General features: G+C 69.9%; 22 protein-coding genes. 15 read left to right on the forward strand and 7 right to left on the reverse strand.

Annotated features, from left to right (window positions below):
• Positions 1-49 precede the first annotated feature (49 nt).
• From WG922_RS08970 to WG922_RS08985, 4 genes are all read left to right on the forward strand, one after another.
• The gene (locus WG922_RS08970; protein WP_340282263.1) at positions 50-892 is read left to right on the forward strand and encodes a DMT family transporter; all 843 of its coding nucleotides are present in this window, start codon (positions 50-52) and stop codon (positions 890-892) included.
• Positions 889-2,022 carry an enoyl-CoA hydratase/isomerase family protein gene (locus tag WG922_RS08975; protein WP_340282174.1) on the forward strand — a complete coding sequence of 378 codons (1,134 nt, stop codon included), beginning with the start codon at positions 889-891 and terminating at the stop codon, positions 2,020-2,022. The genes WG922_RS08970 and WG922_RS08975 overlap by 4 nt, the downstream gene beginning before the upstream one ends.
• A 124-nt stretch (positions 2,023-2,146) precedes the next feature.
• A complete protein-coding gene (locus WG922_RS08980) occupies positions 2,147-2,638 on the forward strand; it encodes a CesT family type III secretion system chaperone (protein WP_340282176.1) in 492 nt (163 codons plus the stop codon).
• A 12-nt stretch (positions 2,639-2,650) separates the two neighbouring features.
• On the forward strand, positions 2,651-3,961 hold the full coding sequence (locus WG922_RS08985; RefSeq protein ID WP_340282178.1) for a lipase family protein: 1,311 nt from the start codon (positions 2,651-2,653) through the stop codon (positions 3,959-3,961).
• 94 nt (positions 3,962-4,055) lie between these two features.
• Here the strand turns inward: WG922_RS08985 and smpB are convergent, their stop codons facing one another.
• Positions 4,056-4,529 carry an SsrA-binding protein SmpB gene (gene smpB / locus WG922_RS08990; protein WP_340282179.1) on the reverse strand — a complete coding sequence of 158 codons (474 nt, stop codon included), beginning with the start codon at positions 4,527-4,529 and terminating at the stop codon, positions 4,056-4,058.
• A 62-nt stretch (positions 4,530-4,591) separates the two neighbouring features.
• Here smpB and WG922_RS08995 point away from each other — a divergent pair, with 62 nt between their 5' ends.
• Together WG922_RS08995 and WG922_RS09000 are read left to right on the forward strand one after the other, a co-directional pair.
• Positions 4,592-5,032, forward strand: coding sequence for a type II toxin-antitoxin system RatA family toxin (locus WG922_RS08995; RefSeq protein ID WP_340282180.1), 441 nt, complete (start codon positions 4,592-4,594; stop codon positions 5,030-5,032).
• Positions 5,025-5,495 carry an RnfH family protein gene (locus WG922_RS09000; RefSeq protein ID WP_340282181.1) on the forward strand — a complete coding sequence of 157 codons (471 nt, stop codon included), beginning with the start codon at positions 5,025-5,027 and terminating at the stop codon, positions 5,493-5,495. Before WG922_RS08995 ends, WG922_RS09000 begins: the two co-directional genes overlap by 8 nt.
• A 21-nt stretch (positions 5,496-5,516) precedes the next feature.
• Here the strand turns inward: WG922_RS09000 and WG922_RS09005 are convergent, their stop codons facing one another.
• Entirely contained in the window at positions 5,517-6,080 is a 564-nt protein-coding gene (locus tag WG922_RS09005) for a DUF4124 domain-containing protein (RefSeq protein ID WP_340282182.1), read from the reverse strand.
• A gap of 104 nt (positions 6,081-6,184) precedes the next feature.
• Here WG922_RS09005 and guaB point away from each other — a divergent pair, with 104 nt between their 5' ends.
• The 4 genes from guaB to WG922_RS09025 all read left to right on the forward strand — a co-directional run bounded on the left by guaB (position 6,185) and on the right by WG922_RS09025 (position 11,390).
• Positions 6,185-7,654 carry an IMP dehydrogenase gene (gene guaB / locus WG922_RS09010; RefSeq protein ID WP_340282183.1) on the forward strand — a complete coding sequence of 490 codons (1,470 nt, stop codon included), beginning with the start codon at positions 6,185-6,187 and terminating at the stop codon, positions 7,652-7,654.
• 107 nt (positions 7,655-7,761) lie between these two features.
• The gene (gene guaA, locus WG922_RS09015) at positions 7,762-9,375 is read left to right on the forward strand and encodes a glutamine-hydrolyzing GMP synthase (protein ID WP_340282185.1); all 1,614 of its coding nucleotides are present in this window, start codon (positions 7,762-7,764) and stop codon (positions 9,373-9,375) included.
• 72 nt (positions 9,376-9,447) lie between these two features.
• The gene (locus WG922_RS09020) at positions 9,448-9,960 is read left to right on the forward strand and encodes a pyridoxamine 5'-phosphate oxidase family protein (protein WP_340282186.1); all 513 of its coding nucleotides are present in this window, start codon (positions 9,448-9,450) and stop codon (positions 9,958-9,960) included.
• A gap of 5 nt (positions 9,961-9,965) precedes the next feature.
• Positions 9,966-11,390, forward strand: coding sequence for a GAF domain-containing protein (locus WG922_RS09025; RefSeq protein ID WP_340282187.1), 1,425 nt, complete (start codon positions 9,966-9,968; stop codon positions 11,388-11,390).
• On the opposite strand, the gene WG922_RS09030 is transcribed toward WG922_RS09025, so the two are convergent.
• Positions 11,371-12,135, reverse strand: coding sequence for a hemerythrin domain-containing protein (locus WG922_RS09030; protein ID WP_340282188.1), 765 nt, complete (start codon positions 12,133-12,135; stop codon positions 11,371-11,373). The two genes, WG922_RS09025 and WG922_RS09030, sit on opposite strands and share 20 nt — an antisense overlap.
• Before the next feature lie 139 nt (positions 12,136-12,274).
• Here WG922_RS09030 and WG922_RS09035 point away from each other — a divergent pair, with 139 nt between their 5' ends.
• Genes WG922_RS09035 through WG922_RS09045 form a run of 3 tightly spaced genes read left to right on the forward strand, consistent with a single transcriptional unit; the run spans position 12,275 to position 15,218 of the window.
• A complete protein-coding gene (locus tag WG922_RS09035; protein ID WP_340282189.1) occupies positions 12,275-12,901 on the forward strand; it encodes an FMN-binding negative transcriptional regulator in 627 nt (208 codons plus the stop codon).
• On the forward strand, positions 12,898-14,298 hold the full coding sequence (tadA, locus tag WG922_RS09040; RefSeq protein WP_340282190.1) for a tRNA adenosine(34) deaminase TadA: 1,401 nt from the start codon (positions 12,898-12,900) through the stop codon (positions 14,296-14,298). The genes WG922_RS09035 and tadA overlap by 4 nt, the downstream gene beginning before the upstream one ends.
• Before the next feature lie 5 nt (positions 14,299-14,303).
• Positions 14,304-15,218, forward strand: a complete 915-nt coding sequence (locus WG922_RS09045) for an LD-carboxypeptidase (RefSeq protein WP_340282191.1) — start codon at positions 14,304-14,306, stop codon at positions 15,216-15,218.
• Positions 15,219-15,306: 88 nt separating this feature from the next.
• On the opposite strand, the gene WG922_RS09050 is transcribed toward WG922_RS09045, so the two are convergent.
• On the reverse strand, positions 15,307-15,678 hold the full coding sequence (locus WG922_RS09050; RefSeq protein WP_340282192.1) for a hypothetical protein: 372 nt from the start codon (positions 15,676-15,678) through the stop codon (positions 15,307-15,309).
• Positions 15,679-15,891: 213 nt separating this feature from the next.
• On the opposite strand from WG922_RS09050, the gene WG922_RS09055 reads away from it, so the two are divergent.
• Positions 15,892-16,524, forward strand: coding sequence for an adenylate/guanylate cyclase domain-containing protein (locus tag WG922_RS09055; RefSeq protein ID WP_340282193.1), 633 nt, complete (start codon positions 15,892-15,894; stop codon positions 16,522-16,524).
• Between the two features lie 6 nt (positions 16,525-16,530).
• Here WG922_RS09055 and WG922_RS09060 read toward each other — a convergent pair whose 3' ends face one another.
• The gene (locus tag WG922_RS09060) at positions 16,531-17,619 is read right to left on the reverse strand and encodes a mechanosensitive ion channel family protein (RefSeq protein ID WP_340282194.1); all 1,089 of its coding nucleotides are present in this window, start codon (positions 17,617-17,619) and stop codon (positions 16,531-16,533) included.
• A gap of 103 nt (positions 17,620-17,722) precedes the next feature.
• Positions 17,723-18,148 (reverse strand): DUF4383 domain-containing protein, encoded by a 426-nt coding sequence (locus WG922_RS09065; protein WP_340282195.1) that lies wholly within the window; start codon positions 18,146-18,148, stop codon positions 17,723-17,725.
• A 185-nt stretch (positions 18,149-18,333) separates the two neighbouring features.
• On the opposite strand from WG922_RS09065, the gene WG922_RS09070 reads away from it, so the two are divergent.
• Complete coding sequence (locus WG922_RS09070) at positions 18,334-18,762, forward strand: BLUF domain-containing protein (RefSeq protein WP_340282196.1); 429 nt, start codon at positions 18,334-18,336, stop codon at positions 18,760-18,762.
• A 71-nt stretch (positions 18,763-18,833) separates the two neighbouring features.
• Here WG922_RS09070 and WG922_RS09075 read toward each other — a convergent pair whose 3' ends face one another.
• Positions 18,834-19,784 carry a 1-phosphofructokinase family hexose kinase gene (locus WG922_RS09075; RefSeq protein WP_340282197.1) on the reverse strand — a complete coding sequence of 317 codons (951 nt, stop codon included), beginning with the start codon at positions 19,782-19,784 and terminating at the stop codon, positions 18,834-18,836.
• Between the last annotated feature and the right edge of the window lie 49 nt (positions 19,785-19,833).

Consider the following 19,833-nt stretch of genomic DNA (forward strand, 5'->3'; position numbering starts at 1 on the left):
GCGCGCACCGCGCGGGCCCGCGCTCACGCACGGCCAGGCCGTGCTGCTGATGGTGCTCGTGACCCTGATGTGGTCGATCGCCGGCGTCGTCACGCGCCATCTCGAAGCGGCGCGCAGTTTCGAGGTGACGTTCTGGCGCAGCTTCTTCACGGTGCTGTCGCTGCTGCTGATCCTGCCGATGTTCCAGGGGCGCGCGGCGGTCATCGACAAGCTGCGCAGGGGCGGGCGGGCCATGTGGCTGTCCGGCGCCTGCTGGAGCGTGATGTTCACGGCCTTCATGGTGGCGCTGACGCTGACCTCCGTGGCCAACGTGCTGGTGACCATGGCGCTCGGGCCCCTGATGACCGCGCTCATCGCGCGCGTCGCCATCGGCCACCGCATCGCGCCGCGCACCTGGGCCGCCATCGTCGTGGCGGGCGCCGGCATCGTCTGGATGTACGGCGCCAAGTTCTCGGCGGGCGAGATGGCCGGCACGCTGGTCGCCCTGGCCGTGCCGATCGCCGGCGGCATCAACTGGACCGTCACCCAGCGCGCCCACGGCCGCGGCGAGCAGGTCGATCTCGTGCCGTCGGTGCTGATCGGCGCCGTGCTGTCCTCGCTTGCGACGCTGCCGCTGGCGCTGCCGCTGCAGGCCACGCTGCATGACGTGGGCCTGCTCGCCCTGCTGGGCCTGGTGCAGCTGGCGATCCCCTGCACGCTTGCCGTGATCTGCGCGCGTGTGCTGGCCGCGCCCGAGATTTCCCTTCTGGCCCTGCTGGAGGTGATCTTCGGCATCCTGCTGGCCTGGCTCGGCGCGGGCGAGCGGCCGGTGCCTGAGGTGCTGACGGGCGGTGCGTTGGTGATCGGCGCACTGGTGGTGAATGAACTGATCGGATGGAGACAACGCGCATGAGCGAGAACGTGCAACAGGCGGACGGCATGGACGTGATCTGCGAGCGGCGGGGCCGCATGGGCCTCATCACGCTCAATCGGCCGCGGGCGCTGAACGCGCTGTCGCTGGCGATGGTGCGCACCCTTACCGCCACGCTGCTGGCCTGGGAGCGTGATCCGCTGGTGGACGCCGTCGCGCTGCGCGGCATGGGCAAGGAAGGGCCCTTCGGCGCCTTCTGTGCGGGCGGGGACATCCGCTTTTTCCATCAGGCGGCGCTCGCCGGCAACCCGGAGCTCGAAGATTTCTTCACCGAGGAATACGCGCTCAACCACCTGGTGCACCGCTACGCCAAGCCGTATGTCGTCTTCATGGACGGCATCGTCATGGGCGGCGGCATGGGCATCGCCGGACACGGCGGCGTGCGCAGCCTGCGCATCGCGACAGAGCGCACGAAGATGGCCATGCCCGAGACGAACATCGGCCTGTTCCCCGACGTCGGGGGCGGATGGTTTCTCGGGCGGTGTCCAGGCGCCCTGGGCGACTATCTTGCGCTCACGGGCCAGGTGATCGGCGGTGAGGACGCGCTGGCCGCCACCCTGGCCGACGGCGTGCTGCCCGCGGGCGAGCTGGCGGCCACCTGGGAGGCGCTCGCGTCCGGCGGCCTGCCGGCGGTGGAGGCATTGCGTGGTGCGCTCGCTGGGGCCGGACAGGCGAGGCAGGGCGGCGACACGGCGGGCGGGCTGGCCGCCCGCCGCGAGGTCATCGACCGTTGTTTCGCCGCGCCGAGCGTGCCCGCCATCGTGCAGGCACTGGAGGCCGAGCCGGGTGACTGGGCGCGCGAGACCATCGCTGCGCTGCGCAAGCGCTCGCCGCTCATGCTGCACGTGGTGCGCGAGCAGCTGCATCGCGCGCGCAGCCTGAGCCTGGCGGATGCGCTGCGCATGGAGCGCGACATGGTCCGCCGCTGCTTCCACCTGCGGCCCGGAGCCGCCAGCGAAACGGTGGAAGGCATCCGCGCCCTCGCGGTGGACAAGGACCACGCGCCACGCTGGAATCCGCCGCGCATCGAGGACGTCACACCGGCAATGTGGGCGCCGTTCTTTCAGAGCCCCTGGCCGCCGCATGCACACCCCTTGAGGGACTTGCATTGAGCTGCACTGCCGAAGCGGCGTCGAATCTGCTGTCCAATCAAATCTTTTATATTACTTACGAAGCGGCGGCATCCTGGTAGTTCTACCAAGGTACGTATTTACTGCGGATGAGTAGGGTTGCGCCATGCCCAACCGACCTTCCTTGCTCCAGCCCCTGGCGGACGCTCTTGCCAGTACTTTCGGCTCCGAATTCCGCATAGCCGATGACGGCGCGCTGCACTTGGCGACGCAGGACGGCCGGACCATCTCCGCAGGCTGCTCTCCAGATGGTCAAGACATCGTCTTTCACAGTGTCCTGGCGGTGCTCGATGGTCCCCACGACCTGGTGCGCATGACGGCGGCGCTGGCCTGCAACCTGCACCAGGAGCAGACCTGTGGCGGCGCGATCGGGCTCGACGTGACCAGCGGCGCCCTGGTGTTCTCCTGGCGCATCCCTGGTGCCGACGCCAGCGAGGCGCTGCTCATGACGAGTTTGGACGGCTACTGCGCTACGGTGGAGGCGCTTGCGAACCGACTGGATGAGGCCGAGGCCGCGCTCAGCCCCGAGGAGGCCGTAGCCCTGGCGCAGCGTTCGCGGGCGGCATCTTCACTCGACCGGCATTCCCATCTGCTCTGAAAGAGGGTCCCCATGACACCAATTCTGCCGAGTGGGCTGCAATCGAACCTCTATGGCGCCATAAGGCCGACGCCGGGCCGCGCCACCTATTACCTCCTGCGGTATGCGGGCGAGGTGCTGCGCGAGAAGTTCGGCGCGCTGTGGCGGGCGAACCCCCGGCAGGCCGACGGCCCCTCCATGCAGCGCCCGCCAGGGAACGCGCGGCCCATGGCGGCCGCGCCGATGGGCGCGACGCCACCGCGCCGCACGCTGCGTCCCGTCGCCGACGAACCCGCTGCCACCCGGTTGCCGCACGCTCGCATCGCCGACTTCAAGAGCTACTTCGACGCTGCCATGGTGGCATATACTCCCGCCCTCAGCGTGCGCCAGGCCCGCACCGCGAATCTGGCCGATGCCTTCCAGAAGCAGGGTCTGCTGCCGCAGACCCTCTTGACGTCACCGCTCCTGAATCGGGGAGCGTGGGGTAACCATCCGGGCGAGCCTGTGCGGGCACCGGGCAAGGTGAAGGAGGGCCCTGTCCCCAACGCTCTCTATGACCCGTTGACGGGCTTCGCCGCCGCGATCAGCGTGCGGGCCCAGCGCGAAGTGGTGATCGGCTTCGGGCCGCTGGGCAGCCAGGCGGGTGTGCTTGGCGCCTTTAGCCAGGCCTGCCGCAGCTTCCTGGGCTGGCTCGGGTTTTCGTCCACGCGGAACATGCAGCAAGCAGCCGAGCTCACAGCGCAGGTGAAAGCACACCTGGCTACCCTGAATAAGTCCTTGCCACCAGGCGAGCGGTACACGCTCACCCTGGCAGGCCACTCCATGGGAGGCTGCCTCGCCACCTTCGCCGCCTTGAAGAACGGCGTGCCTGCCGTGGTGACCGAGCCTTTGCGGCTCAGCCTCGCAGCGCAGGGCGAGATCGGCCGCGAGCGCATGAAGCAGGCCCCCGACCTGGTGGAGGAACTGATGGTCGATGGCGACTGGATAGCGTCGGTCAACGCAATCAGCCTGCAGCGCGGGCCCATTGGCACGCGCTATACCGTGCCGCGACCCAGTGAAGACCAGATTGAGCACATCAACTGCCTACTTCGTGGCGTGGAGACCTATAGCCCTCACATGCACGTAGACCACGCTCTGAACGCGCTTGCGCAGACGTACTCGAACCAAGACAGCCAGGCAGAAGACCCGCAGGAGGACGAAGACGAAGAGGCGTCCGTGGTCCGTCACGACGCGGCGACGATGCCGGAGCTCGAGTCGGAAGACGACGACGAACCCTCCGTGATCCGCTTCCATCCCTTGAAGCGGGATGGCGAAGACCCTGTACGGCCGCAGAACCGGGCCTGAACCTCAGAGCTTTCCGTGCACGGCTTGCGCCAGTGCCAGCAGGCGCTGCCGTGGCAGGCGCCCCGCCAGGGCGTTGGCTCACCGGCTCACCGGCTTACCGGCTGCGCTGCTTCATCGCGCGCTCCACTTCCCGCTTGCCCTCGCGGTCACGGATGGTGTCGCGCTTGTCGTGCTCGGCCTTGCCCTTGGCCAGGGCGATCTCGCACTTGACCTTGCCCGCCTTCCAGTGCAGGTTCAGCGGCACCAGGGTGTAGCCCTTCTGCTCGACCTTGCCGATCAAGCGGCGGATCTGCTCCTTGTGCAGCAGCAGCTTGCGCGTGCGGATGGAGTCGGGCGTGACGTGGGTGGACGCCGTTTTCAGCGGATTGATCTGGCAGCCGATGATGAACATCTCGCCGCCCTTGATGACGACGTAGCCGTCGGTGAGCTGCACCTTGCCTTCGCGCAGGGCCTTGACTTCCCAGCCCTGCAGCACCATGCCGGCCTCGTACTTCTCCTCGAAGAAGTAGTTGTAGGCGGCTTTCTTGTTGTCGGCGATGCGCGCCTGGGGGTCGGGTTTGTGGGCCATGGACTGACAGATGGGGCCGCGGTTGCCTCTCTACAATCCTCGCAGCGGGCCCGCAATTCTCCATGAAATCCGTTCACAAATCCGTCCTCATCTGGTACAGCGCGGAGGAGATGTTCGCCCTCGTCACCGACGTCGAGTCGTATCCGCAGTTCCTCCCCTGGTGCGACCAGTCCAAGGTGCTCACACGCGACAAGCACGGCATGCAGGCCCAGGTCGGCATCGCGTTCGGCGGCATCCACCAGTCCTTCACCACCCACAACCAGCATGTGCCCGGCCGCGAGATCCGCATGGCGCTGGTCGATGGGCCGTTCTCCCGGCTGGAGGGGCTCTGGACCTTCACCCCGCTGGGAGACGACGCCCAGCGCGCCTGCAAGGTCGAGCTGAAGCTCGACTACGCCTTCCGCAGTGCCGCGCTCGCCGCGCTGGTGGGGCCCGTGTTCGATCGCATCGCCGGCAGCCTGGTCGATGCCTTCGTCAAGCGCGCCGAGCAGGTGTATGGCTGATCGCCTGCAGGTCGTGGTGGCGTGGAGCCCTGCGCCGCGCACCGTGCACGAAGAGCAGCTCGATCTGCCCGCCGGCAGCACCGTCGCCGATGCGCTCGCCCGCAGTGCGTTGCAGGCAGCCTGGCCGCAGGCGAGCGGAAAGGGGCTGTTCGTCTGGGGCCGCTGCGCGCAGCCGGCCCAGCCGCTGCGTGATGGCGACCGCATCGAGGTGCTGCGGGGATTGCGGGTGGATCCCAAGCTGGCGCGCCGGGAGCGATTCCAGCGGCAGGGCGCCCGCGCGGCCGGTCTGTTCGCACGCGGCAGGCAGGCGGCGCCATCGGCTTCGCCGGAGCCGGAGCAGCAGTCGGCGCAGCACTCAACACCCTCGGCGCTGGGCCCTTCCGATGCCCTGGAGCAATCGCAGGTGCACGAGCGGCCGCCAGCGCCTCAGGATGCGGGCACGAAGGGCCGCGGCGATCGCTGATCGGCCCCGGCGGGGCTTCTTTCAGGAGGGCGCCTTGCAGTCCGCTGCGATCACCTCGTCCATCCGCTTGATCTCGGCATCGCGGGCCTTCTCGTCCAGGAACTCGCGCTCACCCTTGGCGTTGACACGTGCGAGGCGCATGCCGGAGGCGAGGGTCGCCTTGCCCTGCCGGGCCCGGTCGCAGCTCTCCGCCTTCTGCTTGGCCAGGCGCTCCTCGTCTTCCTTGCGCTTGGCCGCTGCGGCTGCTTCGGCTTCCTTGCGCTTTTTCTCGAGTGCCTCGTCGCGGCCGCCGGGGCGGGTAGCGGCGGCGGCGCTGCCCGCTGCGGCTTGCGCGGGGGCTGCGGGGGAGGTGGAAGCAGTGCCGGAAGCGGGAGGGGGAGCGGCTTGCGTGCCGATGTCGGCGGCCGGAGACGATGGGGCCCGCACTCCGGGCTGCTTGAGGATGTTCTTCGCCGGCGTGTCCGGTGGCGGCGCCTGGTCGCTGAAGACGCGCCGCCCGGAGGGATCGATCCACTGCCACTGAGCCGTTGCCAGGGTGGGTGCGGTCAAGGCCAGCCCGAGCAGGAGCGCGCGAAGGAGAGTCATAGCGCGGCAGTTTAGCGGCACCTGCCGCGCCAGCGCCACTGCGCCGGGGCGCCGCAGGGAAAGCTGAGGGCCCAAAGATACAATTCGCCTTTTGGAGCTCACCCATGCGCCTTCTCGGAAAAGCGCTCACCTTCGACGACGTGTTGTTGGTGCCAGCGTTCTCCCAGGTCCTGCCCAAGGACACCTCCCTCGCCACCCGCCTCTCCCGCAACATTTCCCTGAACCTGCCCCTGGTGGCCGCCGCCATGGACACGGTGACCGAAGCGCGGCTGGCGATCGCGATCGCGCAGGAAGGCGGCATCGGTATCGTCCACAAGAATCTCACCGCGCAGGAGCAGGCGGCGCAGGTCGCGCGCGTGAAACGCTATGAATCCGGCGTGCTGCGCGATCCGGTCGTCATCACGCCAGGCCATACGGTGCGGCAGGTGCTGGCGCTGCAGGAGCAGCTCGACATCTCCGGCTTTCCGGTGATCGACGGTGGCAAGGTGGTCGGTATCGTCACCGGCCGCGACCTGCGCTTCGAGACGCGCTACGACGTGCCCGTCAGCCAGATCATGACCCCGCGCGAGAAGCTGGTCACGGTGCGCGACGGCACCACGCCCGAAGAGGCCAAGCAACTGCTGAACAAGCACAAGCTCGAACGGTTGCTGGTGGTCAACGATTCCTTCGAGCTCAAGGGACTGATCACCGTCAAGGACATCACCAAGCAGACCAGCTTTCCCAATGCGGCCCGTGACGCCTCCGGGCGCCTGCGCGTCGGCGCTGCCGTGGGTGTGGGCGAGGGCACCGAGGAGCGGGTCGAGGCGCTGGTGCGCGCCGGAGTCGATGCCATCGTCGTCGATACGGCGCACGGCCACAGCAAGGGCGTGATCGAGCGCGTGCGCTGGGTCAAGCAGCACTATCCCCAGGTCGATGTGATCGGCGGCAACATCGCCACCGGTGCAGCGGCCCGTGCTCTGGTCGAGGCGGGCGCAGACGCGGTGAAGGTGGGCATCGGACCCGGCTCGATCTGCACCACGCGCATCGTGGCCGGCGTGGGCGTGCCGCAGATCACCGCCATCGACAACGTCGCCACCGCGCTGCAGGGCAGCGGCGTGCCGCTCATCGCGGACGGCGGCGTGCGCTATTCGGGCGACATCGCCAAGGCCATCGCGGCCGGCGCGAACAGCGTGATGATGGGCGGCATGTTCGCCGGCACCGAAGAGGCGCCCGGCGAGATCGTGCTGTTCCAGGGCCGCAGCTACAAGAGCTACCGCGGCATGGGCTCGATCGGTGCCATGCAGCAGGGCAGCGCCGACCGCTACTTCCAGGAAGCGACCAGCACCAACCCCAACGCCGACAAGCTGGTGCCCGAGGGCATCGAGGGCCGGGTGCCGTACAAGGGCTCGCTGGTGGCGATCGTCTACCAGCTCGCCGGAGGCGTGCGCGCCGCCATGGGCTACTGCGGCTGCGCCAGCATCGAACAGATGCGCAGCCAGGCCGAGTTCGTCCAGATCACGGCGGCCGGCATGCGCGAGAGCCACGTCCACGACGTGCAGATCACCAAGGAAGCACCGAACTACCGCAGCGAGTGACCCCCGGCGGGGACCACCCGGGCGGTACAGGCCCGGGGCCCGCCGCCCGGCCGTGCCGGCCGCCTCTCAGCCATCCGCCGGCAGCCCGCCGGTCGCGAGCTTTTGACATGCAACACGACAAGATCCTCATCCTCGACTTCGGCAGCCAGGTCACCCAGCTGATCGCGCGGCGCGTGCGCGAAGCCCACGTGTTCTCCGAGGTGCATCCGGCCGATGTCGATGACGCCTGGGTGCGCGCCTATGCCGCCGAGAACCGCCTCAAGGGCGTGATCCTGTCGGGCAGCCACGCCAGCGTCTACGAAGACACCACCGACAAGGCGCCGCAGGCGGTGTTCGAGCTGGGCGTGCCGGTGCTGGGCATCTGCTACGGCATGCAGACCATGGCGCACCAGCTGGGCGGCCGCGTAGAGGGTGGCCACAAGCGCGAGTTCGGCTTCGCGTCGGTGCGTGCGCGCGGCCACACCGAGCTGCTGCGCGACATCGCCGACTACGTCACGCCCGAGGGGCACGGCATGCTCGACGTCTGGATGAGCCATGGCGACAAGGTGGTCGATATGCCGCCGGGCTTCAAGCTGATGGCCTCCACCGACAGCTGCCCCATCGCCGGCATGGCCGACGAGGCGCGCCGCTTCTATGCCGTGCAGTTCCACCCGGAGGTGACGCACACCGCGCGCGGCCGCGAGATCATCGAGCGCTTCGTGCTGGGCATCTGCAAGGCGCAGCCCGACTGGGTCATGCGCGACCACATCGAGGAAGCCGTCCAGGCGATCCGCGCGCAGGTGGGCGACGAGGAGGTGATCCTCGGCCTGTCCGGCGGGGTCGATTCGTCGGTGGCCGCCGCCCTGATCCACCGCGCCATCGGCGACCAGCTCACCTGCGTTTTCGTCGACCATGGCCTGCTGCGCCTGCACGAGGGCGACATGGTGATGGACATGTTCGCCGGCAAGCTGCACGCCAAGGTGGTCCGGGTCGATGCCAGCGAGCGCTTCCTGGGGGCGCTGGCGGGGGTGAGCGATCCCGAGGCCAAGCGCAAGATCATCGGGCGCGAGTTCGTCGAGGTGTTCAAGGCCGAGGCGGCCGGGATCAAGCAGACGCACGCGCGCCATGTCGCCTGGCTGGCGCAGGGCACCATCTATCCCGACGTGATCGAGTCGGGCGGCGCCAAGAGCAAGAAGGCCGTCACCATCAAGAGCCACCACAACGTCGGTGGCCTGCCCGAGCAGCTGGGCCTGAAACTGCTGGAGCCGCTGCGCGACCTGTTCAAGGACGAGGTGCGCGAACTCGGCGTGGCGTTGGGCCTGCCGCCCGAGATGGTGTACCGGCACCCTTTCCCGGGCCCTGGCCTGGGCGTGCGGATCCTCGGCGAGGTGAAAAAGGAATATGCCGACCTGTTGCGCGCGGCGGACGCCATCTTCATCGACGAGCTGCGCAGTCACGTCGATGCCGGGACCGGCAAGACCTGGTACGAATTGACCAGCCAGGCCTTCACGGTGTTCCTGCCGGTGCGCAGCGTCGGCGTGATGGGCGACGGCCGCACCTACGACTATGTCGTCGCGCTGCGCGCGGTGCAGACCAGCGACTTCATGACCGCCGACTGGGCCGAGCTGCCCTACGCACTGCTCAAGAAGGTGTCCGGCCGCATCATCAACGAGGTGCGCGGCATCAATCGGGTCACCTACGACGTGAGCAGCAAGCCGCCGGCCACCATCGAGTGGGAATGACGGCGCGGCGCACTGCGCCGCTGCGTCTGGCGCGCTTGCCGCACCCGTGCCGGCTGGCCTAGACTTTCCGGCATGTCCGCAAGCACGCCGCCCCTCTTCGACGCCGCACAGGCGCAGTGGATGCAGGGGCCGCTGTCCATCCTGGTGGGGACCTGCGGACCGATGCGGCGGCCCCATGTCGCCCGGGCGGTCGGCTGCTGTGTCGGGCGCGATGGCGCAAGCCTCGCGGTCTTGCTGCAGGCCTCCACGGCCGAAGGCACGCTGGACGACCTGCGCACGGACGGGCGCATCGCGGTGGTGTTCAGCGATCCGTTCGACCACCGCTCCTTGCAGGTCAAGGGCGGCGGAGTGCACATCGAGCCCGCCGGGGCAGGCGGCGCGGAACTCGCCCAGCTGTGGATCCGCAGCTTCGCGCGGCGCCTCGCGGGGGGCGTACCCGCACACTGGACCCCCCAGGCGATGGCCGACACCTTCCTCACCCGGGTTCCCGGGGACCTGGTGTCCGTGCGATTCGTGCCCGACACCATCTTCGACCAGACGCCCGGCCCCGCCGCCGGAGCGGCGCTGGCCCGAAGCGCGGCCTGAGCTCCATGCAGGTCGAACTCGCCAGCATCCGCGCGTGCTTCGAAGGCGGGGCACCTTCGTCCCTGGCCAGTGCCGACGCTGATGGTCTGCCGAACGTGGTGATCGTCTCCCAGGTGGAATACGTCGATCCCACCCACCTGGCGCTGTCCTTCCAGTTCTTCAACAAGACCCGGCGCAACATTCTGGCCAACCCGCATGTGCAGCTGATGGTGGTGCATCCGCAGACCGCCGAGCAGTTCCGCATCACCGCGCGCTACCTGCACACCCAGTCCGAAGGCCCGCTGTTCGAGCGCATGAAGGCCAAGCTCGCGGGCATCGCCTCGCACACGGGCATGGGCGCGGTGTTCAAGCTGCGCGGCGCCGACCTGTACGAGGTGCAGGACGTCGAGCGGGTGCCCACCGGAGCCCTCGCTCCGCCGGTCCCCGCGCCCAACCGCCTCCCGGCCCTGCGGCGCGCCGTCGAGCGGCTCGGAACCAGCGGCGATCTCGAAGACCTGTTCGACCGCTGCATGCAGGCGGTTGTGCAGGACTTCGGCGTGCGCCACGCCATGCTGCTGCTGCCGGATGCGCCGCGCCAACGGCTCTACACGGTGGCCAGCGCGGGGTATGCCCACTCGGGCGTCGGCTCGGAGGTGGCGGTGGGAGATGGCGTGATCGGGGTGGCCGCGCAGGCGCGCAGCCCGATCCGCATCAACTTCATGACGCAGGACACGGCCTACTGCCGCGCGGTGCGCGACGGCCTGGAGGGGGAGGGCGGCGCGCCCATGGATCGCGAGATCGCCTATCCCGGGCTGCCGCAGCCGCACAGCCAGATGGCGCTTCCCGTGATCGGCGCCGGCGAGCTGCTGGGGCTGCTGTTCGTCGAGAGCGAAGAGCCCATGCGCTTCGACGGCGACTTCGAAGACGCGCTGGCCGTGTTCTGCGGGCAGCTCGGCGCACAGCTGCGCCTGCTGCAGCCGACGCCGGACGCTGCGGAGGAGGGCCTGGCGCAGGGGGACGATGCGCTCGGCGGGCGGGCAGCAGGGTGTTCCGGCGAGGCAGGACCTTCTGGCGCGGCTTCGCAGAAGACGCCGTCTACATCGCCGCTCACCGGCAAAGCCGGCGATGCGCTGCGCGTGCGCTACTTCGAGGGCGATTGCAGCGTGTTCCTCGGCGACGATTACCTCATCAAGGGGGTCGCCGGCGCGGTGCTGTGGACCTTGCTGAGCGAATGGGCCGCCAGCGGCCGCGTCGAGTTCAGCAACCGCGAGCTGCGCCTGTCCGACCGGCTGCGCCTGCCCGATTTCAACGACAACCTCGAGGCCCGCCTGGTGCTGCTGCGACGGCGGCTGGCCGAGCGCAGCGACGCAGTGCGCCTCGAGAAGGCCGGGCGTGGACGCCTGCGCCTGGTGGTGCGGCAGCCCGTGCACCTCAGCTGCGTGGCGCGGTGACCAGGCCGGGCATGGGCGCGACGCCCAGCTGGGCTGCGAGCTTGCCGAAGTCCACCTGCGAGAGCACGTCGCGCGCGATGCCGAGTGCAGCCTCGAAGGCCGGTGCCGGCGCCATGGCCCGCATGCCGGCCAGCATTTTCAGCCGCTCGGGCGCATTGAGCGCGGGCATGAACCACGGCAGCAGCGCCATCGCCTTGTGCGGCGGAATCGAGGCGACGATGCGGCCTTCCACGGCCTGCAGCTCGGCGTCGCTGTAGCGGGCCCACAGCAGCGCGTTGTGCACGGTCTCCTCGTGCTGCATGTGGCGCAGGTCCTTGGCCACGTAGCCCGCCAGCGCGGCGTAGAGCATCGACAGCGCACGCGCGCGCTGCTGCGGCCCCGCGGCCGCCGCGGCATCGGCCAGGGCGCGCAGCTGCTCGATGGCCGCCTCGTGCGCCAGGTGGTCGTCCATCGCGGCGGCAGTGCTGCCGGGCTGTGCCTGTTCGAGCAGGGGGTGCATGAAGGCGTCTTCCTTGGCCATGTGGTCCTCGCTCAGGTCGAGCAGCGCGTGCACCGCCTGGACGGCCTGAGCGACTTCGGCCTCGTCCGAGGGGTCGGCGCTGCCCACGCGCACCAGCGTGCGGCTCAGGCACAGGCGCAGGGCCTTGTGGATGCCGGCGTAGCAGTCGAAACGCGCGGCGGGCGCGGCATCGAGGGTGGCGGCGGGTGCGGTGGTGGCGGTGGTTTCGATGTCGAGGACTTGCATGTGGGTCTCCAGTGAGGGAAGCCCGCACTGTAGGAAAGGCGTGCCGCACGCGTTCTTAAGAGCTGCCGCAGCAAACCTTAAAAGTTTCGGAAGGCGCTGCGCGTGCGATCCCGGCCGCGCTGCCGGCACAATCCGCGGCATGTACCTGCCTTCGCATTTCCGCAGCGACGACCTGGAAAGCGCGCTGGCCGAGATGCGTGCGCATCCGCTGGCCAGCCTGATCTCGGTGGACGAGACGGGCCTGCCGTTCGTGAGCCACCTGCCCCTGCACGTGCTGCCGCCGCACGAGGGCGGGGCCCTGCGGCTGCTCGGCCACTGCGCTCGAGCCAACCCGCACTGGAAGCTGTTGCAGGCGCACCCCCGCGCGCTGGTCAGTTTCCTCGGGCCGCAGGCCTACCAGTCGCCGCGCATCTATCCCGACCTGCAGCGCGTGCCGAGCTGGAACTACGTCGCCGTGCAGTGCACGGTGCAGGCGCGCCTGATCGAGGACGCCGACGACAAGGACCGGCTGCTCAAGTGCCTGATCGGCGACCACGAGCCCGCGTATGCGCAGCAGTGGCGCGGACTCGATGCGGCCTTCACGCAGCGCATGCTGGCCGGCATCGTCGGCCTGGAGCTGGAGGTGACCGCCTGGCAATGCAAGATCAAGCTCAACCAGCACCGCCCCGAGTCGCACGCGGCGATGCGGGCCGGCTATGAGGCAGGCGGCGAGAGCGGGCAGGCGCTCGCCGCGTGGATGGATCGGCTGGGCATGGGTCGACCATGAGCGCAGACAGCGCAGCGCAGCGCGACGCGCGCTTCATGCGCCTGGCGCTCGACCAGGCGCAGCAGGCGCTGGCCGCCGGCGAAGTGCCGGTCGGGGCGGTGGTGGTGCAGGGCGACCGCGTGGTGGGCACCGGGCGCAATGCGCCGATCTCGGCCAGCGACCCGACCGCCCACGCCGAGGTGCAGGCGCTGCGCGCGGCGGCGCAGGCGCTGGGCAACTACCGCCTGGACGGATGCGAGCTGTACGTCACGCTGGAGCCCTGCGCCATGTGCAGCGGCGCGATGCTGCACGCGCGGCTCGCGCGGGTCGTCTGGGGCGCGGCCGACCCCAAGACGGGCGCCGGCGGGTCCGTGCTGGACCTCTTCGCCGAGCCGCGCCTGAACCACCGCACCCAGGTCCAGCCTGGCGTGCTGGCGCAGGACTGCGGCGACCTGCTGGCGGCGTTTTTCCGCACCCGCCGGCTGGCCGCGCGTTCGGCCGTGCAGCCTCTGCGCGAGGACGCGCTGCGCACGCCCGAGAGCCGCTTCGACAAGCTTCCGGACTATCCGTGGGCACCCCATTACCTGGCGGACCTGCCCTCGCTTGCCGGGCTGCGCATGCACACCCTGGACGAAGGCCCTCGCGACGCGCCGATCACCTGGCTGTGCCTGCACGGCAATCCGGCCTGGAGCTACCTGTACCGCCACATGGTCCCCGTGTTCCTCGAAGCCGGGCACCGCGTGGTGGCGCCCGACCTGATCGGCTTCGGCAAGAGCGACAAACCCAAGCGCGAAGACGCGCACAGCTTCGGCTGGCACCGCCGCGTGCTGCTGGAGTTCGTCGAGCGGCTGGACCTGCGCGACGTGGTGCTGGTCGTCCAGGACTGGGGCGGGCTGCTCGGACTCACGCTGCCGATGGAGGCGCCCGAGCGCTATCGCGGGCTGCTGGTCATGAACACCACGCTCGCCACGGGCGAAGAGCCGCTGCCTGCCGGCTTTCTCGCGTGGCGGGAGATGTGCGCGCGCAACCCCGAATTCGGCGTCGGCCGCTTGTTCGCGCGGGGCAATCCGCAGATGTCCGAGCAGCAATGCGCCGCCTACGACGCCCCCTTCCCGGATCGCGGGCACCGGGCGGCCTTGCGGGCTTTCCCGCCGATGGTGCCCGACCACCCCGATGCCGACGGCGCCGCCGAATCCCGACGCGCACGCGGCTTCCTGGCCGGTGCCTGGCAGGGGCGCAGCCTGATGGCGATCGGCGCGCAGGACCCGGTTCTGGGCGAGCCGGTGATGCGGGCGCTGCACGCGCACATCCGCGGCTGTCCTGCGCCGCTGGTGATCGCCGAGGCCGGGCATTTCGTGCAGGAGCACGGCGCACCCATCGCGCGCCGCGCCCTGGAGCATTTCCGCCGAGAGGACTGATTTTCTTGAGCCACATCTACATCTATTCGCCCTCCAGTGCCGTGCGCGACCGCAAGGCAGCGCGTCGCGGCATCGCCCGGCTGAAGGCGCTCGGCCATGAAGTCGAGATCGACGAGGATGCCTTCGCCACGCACATGCGCTTCGCTGGCGACGACGCGACGCGTCTGGCCGCGATCCACCGCGCCTGCGCGAGCGGCGCCGACATCGCCCTCATCACGCGCGGCGGATACGGCCTCACGCGCCTGCTGCCGCAGATCCGCACCAAGGCGGTGGCCCGCGCGGTCGAGCGCGGTACGCACTTCGTCGGACTGAGCGACTTCACCGCCTTCCAGGGGGCCGTCATGGCGTCCACGGGCGCCACGACCTGGGCGGGTCCCGCGCTGGGCGAGGACTTCGGCGTCGAGGGCGACGCCGACGAGATCATGCTGGCCTGCTTCGACGACCTGGCGCTCGGCCAGGCCGAGGGCAGCGGCTGGCAGCTGCCGCGCAGCGAAGCGCGCGACAGGCTCCTGCACACGCGCGGCACGCTCTGGGGCGGCAATCTCAGCGTGCTCACCTCGTTGCTCGGCACGCCCTACATGCCGCAGCCGCAGGCCGGCATCCTGTTCCTCGAAGACGTGCACGAGCACCCCTACCGGGTGGAACGCATGCTCACGCAACTGCTGCACGCGGGTGTCCTGGCGCGGCAGAAGGCGATCCTGCTGGGACAGTTCACCAATTACCGCCTCGCGCCGCACGACAAGGGCTACAAGCTGCAGACGGTGGTGGACTGGCTGCGCGCGCAGGTGAAGAAGGTCCCTGTCTTCACCAACCTGCCGTTCGGGCACGTGACCACCAAGGTGCTGCTGCCGGTGGGCAGCGAGGTCGAACTGGCGGTAGAAGGGCGTGATGCGCTGATCGTCTGGGGGCACCGCCACTGACGCAGGCGCCGGAGCGCGGGAGCGCGGAGCCCTGGAGCGCGGGAGCGGACGGGTAGCGGCGGGTACGGGGTAGGGACGAAGGAGGGGCTCAGACCTGCGGCGGGATCGTGTCCTGCCGGTCGTACGTGCGGCTCGGACGGGCGCAGAGCCCGCCGGGCACCAGCCCGGCAAAGAGGGGAGTGAGGCGCTCGACTTCCTGGCGTGCCCGCGCTTCGCCGCGCTGTGCGGCCAGCGCTGCCATCAGGTCGCTTCGGGCATACCAGAGCGTCTGGACCTCGGTGGCGTGGCGCAGGCGCCGCACGAGCAGCGGCACCTCCAGCTCGGCACGGTCGCCGAGCAGGGCGAGCATCGCGGCGCGAATGCGTTCGGTGCCCGCCTGCAATGTCTCGTCTGCCGGCCCGCCGGAATGACCGAGCAGGGCGTAGAGACTGCTCTTGATATTCGGTTTGAGCCAACGCATGGGTGCAAGCCTAAGAGACATGCTCGTGGGCGGGCAACCGGGTTGTCAGGGGCTCGCAACAAAGGCGGCGCCAACCCGGCAGGCTTTTCGTAACAGGACGTGAGCGCGCCACGCGCCATGGGCGGCGCACCGGCGACGGCGCGGCGTACAAGTCGCTACAGCTGCACGCGCGAGGCGCACCATGCGACTGCACCCGGCCGCCTAGCATCGGGAATGGACCTTCGCCTGCAGCGCGCCCCAGTCACCGCGTCCGGGCCTGCGTCGCGCGCCCCGTCCCAGGCGCGCGACGGTGCCCACAGCCTTCGCGCCGCCGTCCTGTTCACCGACATGCGGTCCTCGAGCGAACTCGTCACCCGGGTCTCGCCCCACGCCTTCTTCGGCATCCTCAACCGCGTCCTCGGGCCGCAGGCAAGCTGCGTGCGTGCCCACCAAGGGCGCGTGGTGAAGTTCACCGGCGACGGCCTGCTGGCGGTGTTCGAGGGCGAGCGCCGGTGCCGCGCCGCGCTGCAGGCGGCCTGCGCACTCGCCGCCGCATCGACGGGCTCCGAACTTCCGTACGGCGTGGGCCTGGCCGAAGGCTGGGTGATGGCCGGGCCGGTGGGAGGCGAGGCGCCGGGCCTGCCGCTCCAGTTCGATGTCATCGGGGCGACGGTGCACCTGGCCGCCCGCCTGTGCGAGAGCGCCGGCCCCGGCGAAGCCGTCACCACGGGCGAGGTGTGGCGCGAGGCCGGGCTGCAGCCGAAGGACGCGGCGTGGCCGCGCGCGTGGGCGGAGAGTCCCATCCGGCTGCGCGGGTTTGCCGAGCCCGTCTCGTGTGTGCGCCTGCGCTGCCACCCCAGGGGCTGAGACCGTTCAGGAGAGCGCGCCGGCTGCCTGCCGGTGCGGCCCCGTCGGCGCAGTGTCGTCCACGTCGGTCCGCAGCCGGGGCAGGGCCTGCGGGTACTCCCGCTGGATGAGATCGATCAGGCCCTCACGGACCGCACAGCGCAGGTCCCAGTTCTGGCCGGACGAGGCGGAGGTGACCAGCACCCGCAGCTGCATCGCACGCTCACCGGCCTCCGTCACCTGCAGCTTGCACAGCCGCCCGTCCCAGTCCGGCGATGACTCGCACAGCTTCTGCGCAGCTTCGCGCAGCGGTGCGAGCGGCATGCCGTAATCGACCCACAGCGTCACCGTGCCGATGATCTGCGAGCCCGTTCGGGTCCAGTTCTGGAAAGGGTTCTCGATGAACCACTGCAGTGGAATGATGAGCCGCCGCTCGTCCCAGATCCGCAGCACGACATAGGTGCCGGTGATCTCCTCGACCCGCCCCCACTCGCCCTCGACGATCAGCACGTCGTCCATGCGGATCGGCTGCGCCAGCGCGATCTGCAGGCCGGCGATGAGGTTGCTGAAGACCGACTTCGCGGCGATACCGGCCACCAGGCCGATCACGCCGGCAGACGCCAGCAGGCTGGCGCCGAACTGGCGCGCGCCGGGGAACGTCATCAGCATGAAGGCGATGCCCGCCACCAGGATCGCGCCCATCAGGGTGCGCGACAGCACCCGGGCCTGCGTCTGCACGCTGCGCGCATGGAGGTTGTCCTCGACGTCGGCAGGGTGCTTGCGGATCACGCCTTCGGCGATGCCGCCCACCGCCGCAATGGCCAGCCACGTCAGGGCGGCGATCAGCAGGACGGCGTTGGCGTGGCGCACGCCTTCGATCGCCGGCACGGTGGCCGGCACCCCCTGCCACACCACCTGCAGCGCCGCCAGCGGAAGGACGAATGCGGACGGGCGCTCGATGCGCTCCTCCATGGCGGTGAGCAGCACGGAAAACCGCACCACGCGCCGCACCACGGCGCGCCCTATCGTGTGCACGAGCAGCGCCAGCAGCACGGCACCCGTTGCGGCAAGCAGCGGTCGGCCCCAGAGCTCGAAATCGATCCAGTAGTTCAGCATCCGCGCGATTTTGGCCGAAGCCCGACCACTGCCGGACGGTCAGGCGCCGGGCAGGGCAGCCATGCGCAGGCGGCCCGCACGGCCAGACGCCAGGCGCGCGCCCTCAGGCGTGACTGCGCGGCAGCTCGCGGGGGCTGCGGAAGCCGAAGTACGCGGCCACCAGGGCCAGGCCCGCATGCAGCCAGATGTCGTTGCCGTACAGCGGCACCAGCCCGAACAAGGTGTGCAGGTTCCACAGGCCGATGAACCCCAGCACCATCAGCACCGCATAGATGATCGCCACCGACTGCGCATAGGCGCGCGATGCGCGGTCCGAGCTGGAGGCGCCCAGCCCCCAGACGCCGAACAGCGCGTGCACCAGGTTGTGCAGCACATTCACGGGGAAGATCCCGAGCAGCAGCCCGTGGAACGAGGTCACCGCGACGTCGGGGTGCGTGTGCGGTGCCAGCAGCCCTGGGATGAACCCGGCAATACCGGCCAGAAGGAAGACGATGCCGTAGACGAGGGCGAACTTGCGCAGACCGGACATGGCGACTCCTTGGCGGTGTTGTTCCGCGCAGGATAGGACCGGCGCCGTCCGCGCCGATGTAGGAAATCGCCGCCGCGGGCGCGCCATTTGTAGCGTAGCGGCCATCCCTGTTCGCAGGCGAGTTGCTCCGCGCTCGCCTCGCCAACACAATGGCAGCTCATCAGTAATCAAGGAGTGTTCGGGTGGTGAGAGCGCAGGACTCGGCGGCGGCAGATGCGGCAGCAGCGGACAAGAACGATTTGTGGAGCATCGGCTACGTGAGTACCGCGATGAACGCCTTGCAGCCTGAGGCCTTGCAGGCCTTGCTGGCGCATTCCCGGCGGGCGAACGACGCGGTAGCGGTCACGGGCGTGCTGCTGCATTGCGGGGGCAACTTCATGCAGGTGATCGAAGGCCCGCCCGAAGCCGTACGGACCACCTACGGGCGCATCTGCCGCAACCCGGCCCACCACACCATCATCGAGCTGTTCAACGAGCCGGTCGCCCAGCGCGATTTCGGCGGCTGGGCGATGGCCTGCCGCGAAATCAGCTCGATGCACCTGGAGCAGCTCCGCTGCGGCACCCTGAGCGTGCGTCGCCAGATGCTCGCCGAATTCTGGGCGGGCAACCGGTAAGCCGCGACGGGGCGTGACACGCTCCGGCTGCCCAGTGGCTGCTGAAGCTGCGGCACACGCTGGTGCGCTGGTCAGTGCCCGGCCAGTTCGCTGACCTGCACGTCCGCGCGCAGGCGTTGGACGTCCTCGGGGCGACACAGTGCGGTGCCCGGCGACAGCAGGGCGGCCGCGGACGCAGCCATGGCACCACGGAAGGCGTGCGGCATGGCCTCGCCGGCAGCCAGCCCGGCCACCAGGCCACCGAGGAAGCTGTCGCCCGCCCCGATGGTGCTGAGGACCTTCACGCGCAACGCCGGCGCGCGCCAGGCCGCCTCGCGCGTCACCAGCAGCGCTCCGTCTTCCCCTAATGAGAGGGCCACCGCCTGGGCGCCGTTTCGGCCGATGATCTCGCGGCATGCGGCGACCTGCTCGGCGGTGTCCAGGAGCGCGCCCCCGCTCAGTTCGCGCAACTCGCGCAGGCTCGGCTTGACCAGATGCACGCCGGCCTCGAGCGCTGCGGCCAGCGCTTTGCCGGAGGTGTCCAGCACCAGGGGCACACCGTCTCGCGCCGCCTGCTCGGCGACACGGCCATAGAAGTCGTCGGGCACGCCGGGCGGCAGGCTGCCGCTCGCCACCAGCAGCGCTGCGCCGCGGCAGGCGAGGGCGGTGCGCGCCAGGCACTCGCGCCATTCGGCTTCGCCGAGGGTCGGACCGGGCAGCACGAAGCGCCAGTCGAGGCCGCTGGCATCGTCGTGCACCGAGAAACTTTCGCGCGTGTCTCCGGCCACCGGAACGGACTCACTGGGCACGCCCTCTGAGTCGAGAAGGCGCCGCAGCAGCTCGCCCGTCACGCCACCGGCGGGGTACAGGGCAGTGGCTTCGGCACCCAGTCGGCACACCACCCGCGCCACGTTGACGCCGCCGCCCCCCGGGTGGAAGGTGGGATCGCCGCAGCGGATCTTGTGCGTCGGCGCCACCGTCGGGGCCCGGGCAGAGACGTCCACTGCCGGGTTCATGGTGAGGGTCAGGATCTTCTTGTGCATGAGGAGAGGATGCGGCGCCCTGCCGCCACCGGCTGGCGGCGCTGCGTGC

The organism is Ramlibacter sp. AN1015 (assembly GCF_037726105.1).
Taxonomy (GTDB): Bacteria; Pseudomonadota; Gammaproteobacteria; order Burkholderiales; family Burkholderiaceae_C; genus Ramlibacter.

What these genes read in the sequence shown, in the direction of transcription:
- WG922_RS08970 (WP_340282263.1), top strand. Translation starts at nt 50, where the DNA reads ATGGTGCTCGTGACCCTGATGTGGTCGATCGCCGGCGTCGTCACGCGC.
- WG922_RS08975 (WP_340282174.1), top strand. Translation starts at nt 889, where the DNA reads ATGAGCGAGAACGTGCAACAGGCGGACGGCATGGACGTGATCTGCGAG.
- WG922_RS08980 (WP_340282176.1), top strand. Translation starts at nt 2,147, where the DNA reads ATGCCCAACCGACCTTCCTTGCTCCAGCCCCTGGCGGACGCTCTTGCC.
- WG922_RS08985 (WP_340282178.1), top strand. Translation starts at nt 2,651, where the DNA reads ATGACACCAATTCTGCCGAGTGGGCTGCAATCGAACCTCTATGGCGCC.
- smpB (WP_340282179.1), bottom strand. Translation starts at nt 4,529, where the DNA reads ATGGCCCACAAACCCGACCCCCAGGCGCGCATCGCCGACAACAAGAAA.
- WG922_RS08995 (WP_340282180.1), top strand. Translation starts at nt 4,592, where the DNA reads ATGAAATCCGTTCACAAATCCGTCCTCATCTGGTACAGCGCGGAGGAG.
- WG922_RS09000 (WP_340282181.1), top strand. Translation starts at nt 5,025, where the DNA reads ATGGCTGATCGCCTGCAGGTCGTGGTGGCGTGGAGCCCTGCGCCGCGC.
- WG922_RS09005 (WP_340282182.1), bottom strand. Translation starts at nt 6,080, where the DNA reads ATGACTCTCCTTCGCGCGCTCCTGCTCGGGCTGGCCTTGACCGCACCC.
- guaB (WP_340282183.1), top strand. Translation starts at nt 6,185, where the DNA reads ATGCGCCTTCTCGGAAAAGCGCTCACCTTCGACGACGTGTTGTTGGTG.
- guaA (WP_340282185.1), top strand. Translation starts at nt 7,762, where the DNA reads ATGCAACACGACAAGATCCTCATCCTCGACTTCGGCAGCCAGGTCACC.
- WG922_RS09020 (WP_340282186.1), top strand. Translation starts at nt 9,448, where the DNA reads ATGTCCGCAAGCACGCCGCCCCTCTTCGACGCCGCACAGGCGCAGTGG.
- WG922_RS09025 (WP_340282187.1), top strand. Translation starts at nt 9,966, where the DNA reads ATGCAGGTCGAACTCGCCAGCATCCGCGCGTGCTTCGAAGGCGGGGCA.
- WG922_RS09030 (WP_340282188.1), bottom strand. Translation starts at nt 12,135, where the DNA reads ATGCAAGTCCTCGACATCGAAACCACCGCCACCACCGCACCCGCCGCC.
- WG922_RS09035 (WP_340282189.1), top strand. Translation starts at nt 12,275, where the DNA reads ATGTACCTGCCTTCGCATTTCCGCAGCGACGACCTGGAAAGCGCGCTG.
- tadA (WP_340282190.1), top strand. Translation starts at nt 12,898, where the DNA reads ATGAGCGCAGACAGCGCAGCGCAGCGCGACGCGCGCTTCATGCGCCTG.
- WG922_RS09050 (WP_340282192.1), bottom strand. Translation starts at nt 15,678, where the DNA reads ATGCGTTGGCTCAAACCGAATATCAAGAGCAGTCTCTACGCCCTGCTC.
- WG922_RS09055 (WP_340282193.1), top strand. Translation starts at nt 15,892, where the DNA reads ATGGACCTTCGCCTGCAGCGCGCCCCAGTCACCGCGTCCGGGCCTGCG.
- WG922_RS09060 (WP_340282194.1), bottom strand. Translation starts at nt 17,619, where the DNA reads ATGCTGAACTACTGGATCGATTTCGAGCTCTGGGGCCGACCGCTGCTT.
- WG922_RS09065 (WP_340282195.1), bottom strand. Translation starts at nt 18,148, where the DNA reads ATGTCCGGTCTGCGCAAGTTCGCCCTCGTCTACGGCATCGTCTTCCTT.
- WG922_RS09075 (WP_340282197.1), bottom strand. Translation starts at nt 19,784, where the DNA reads ATGCACAAGAAGATCCTGACCCTCACCATGAACCCGGCAGTGGACGTC.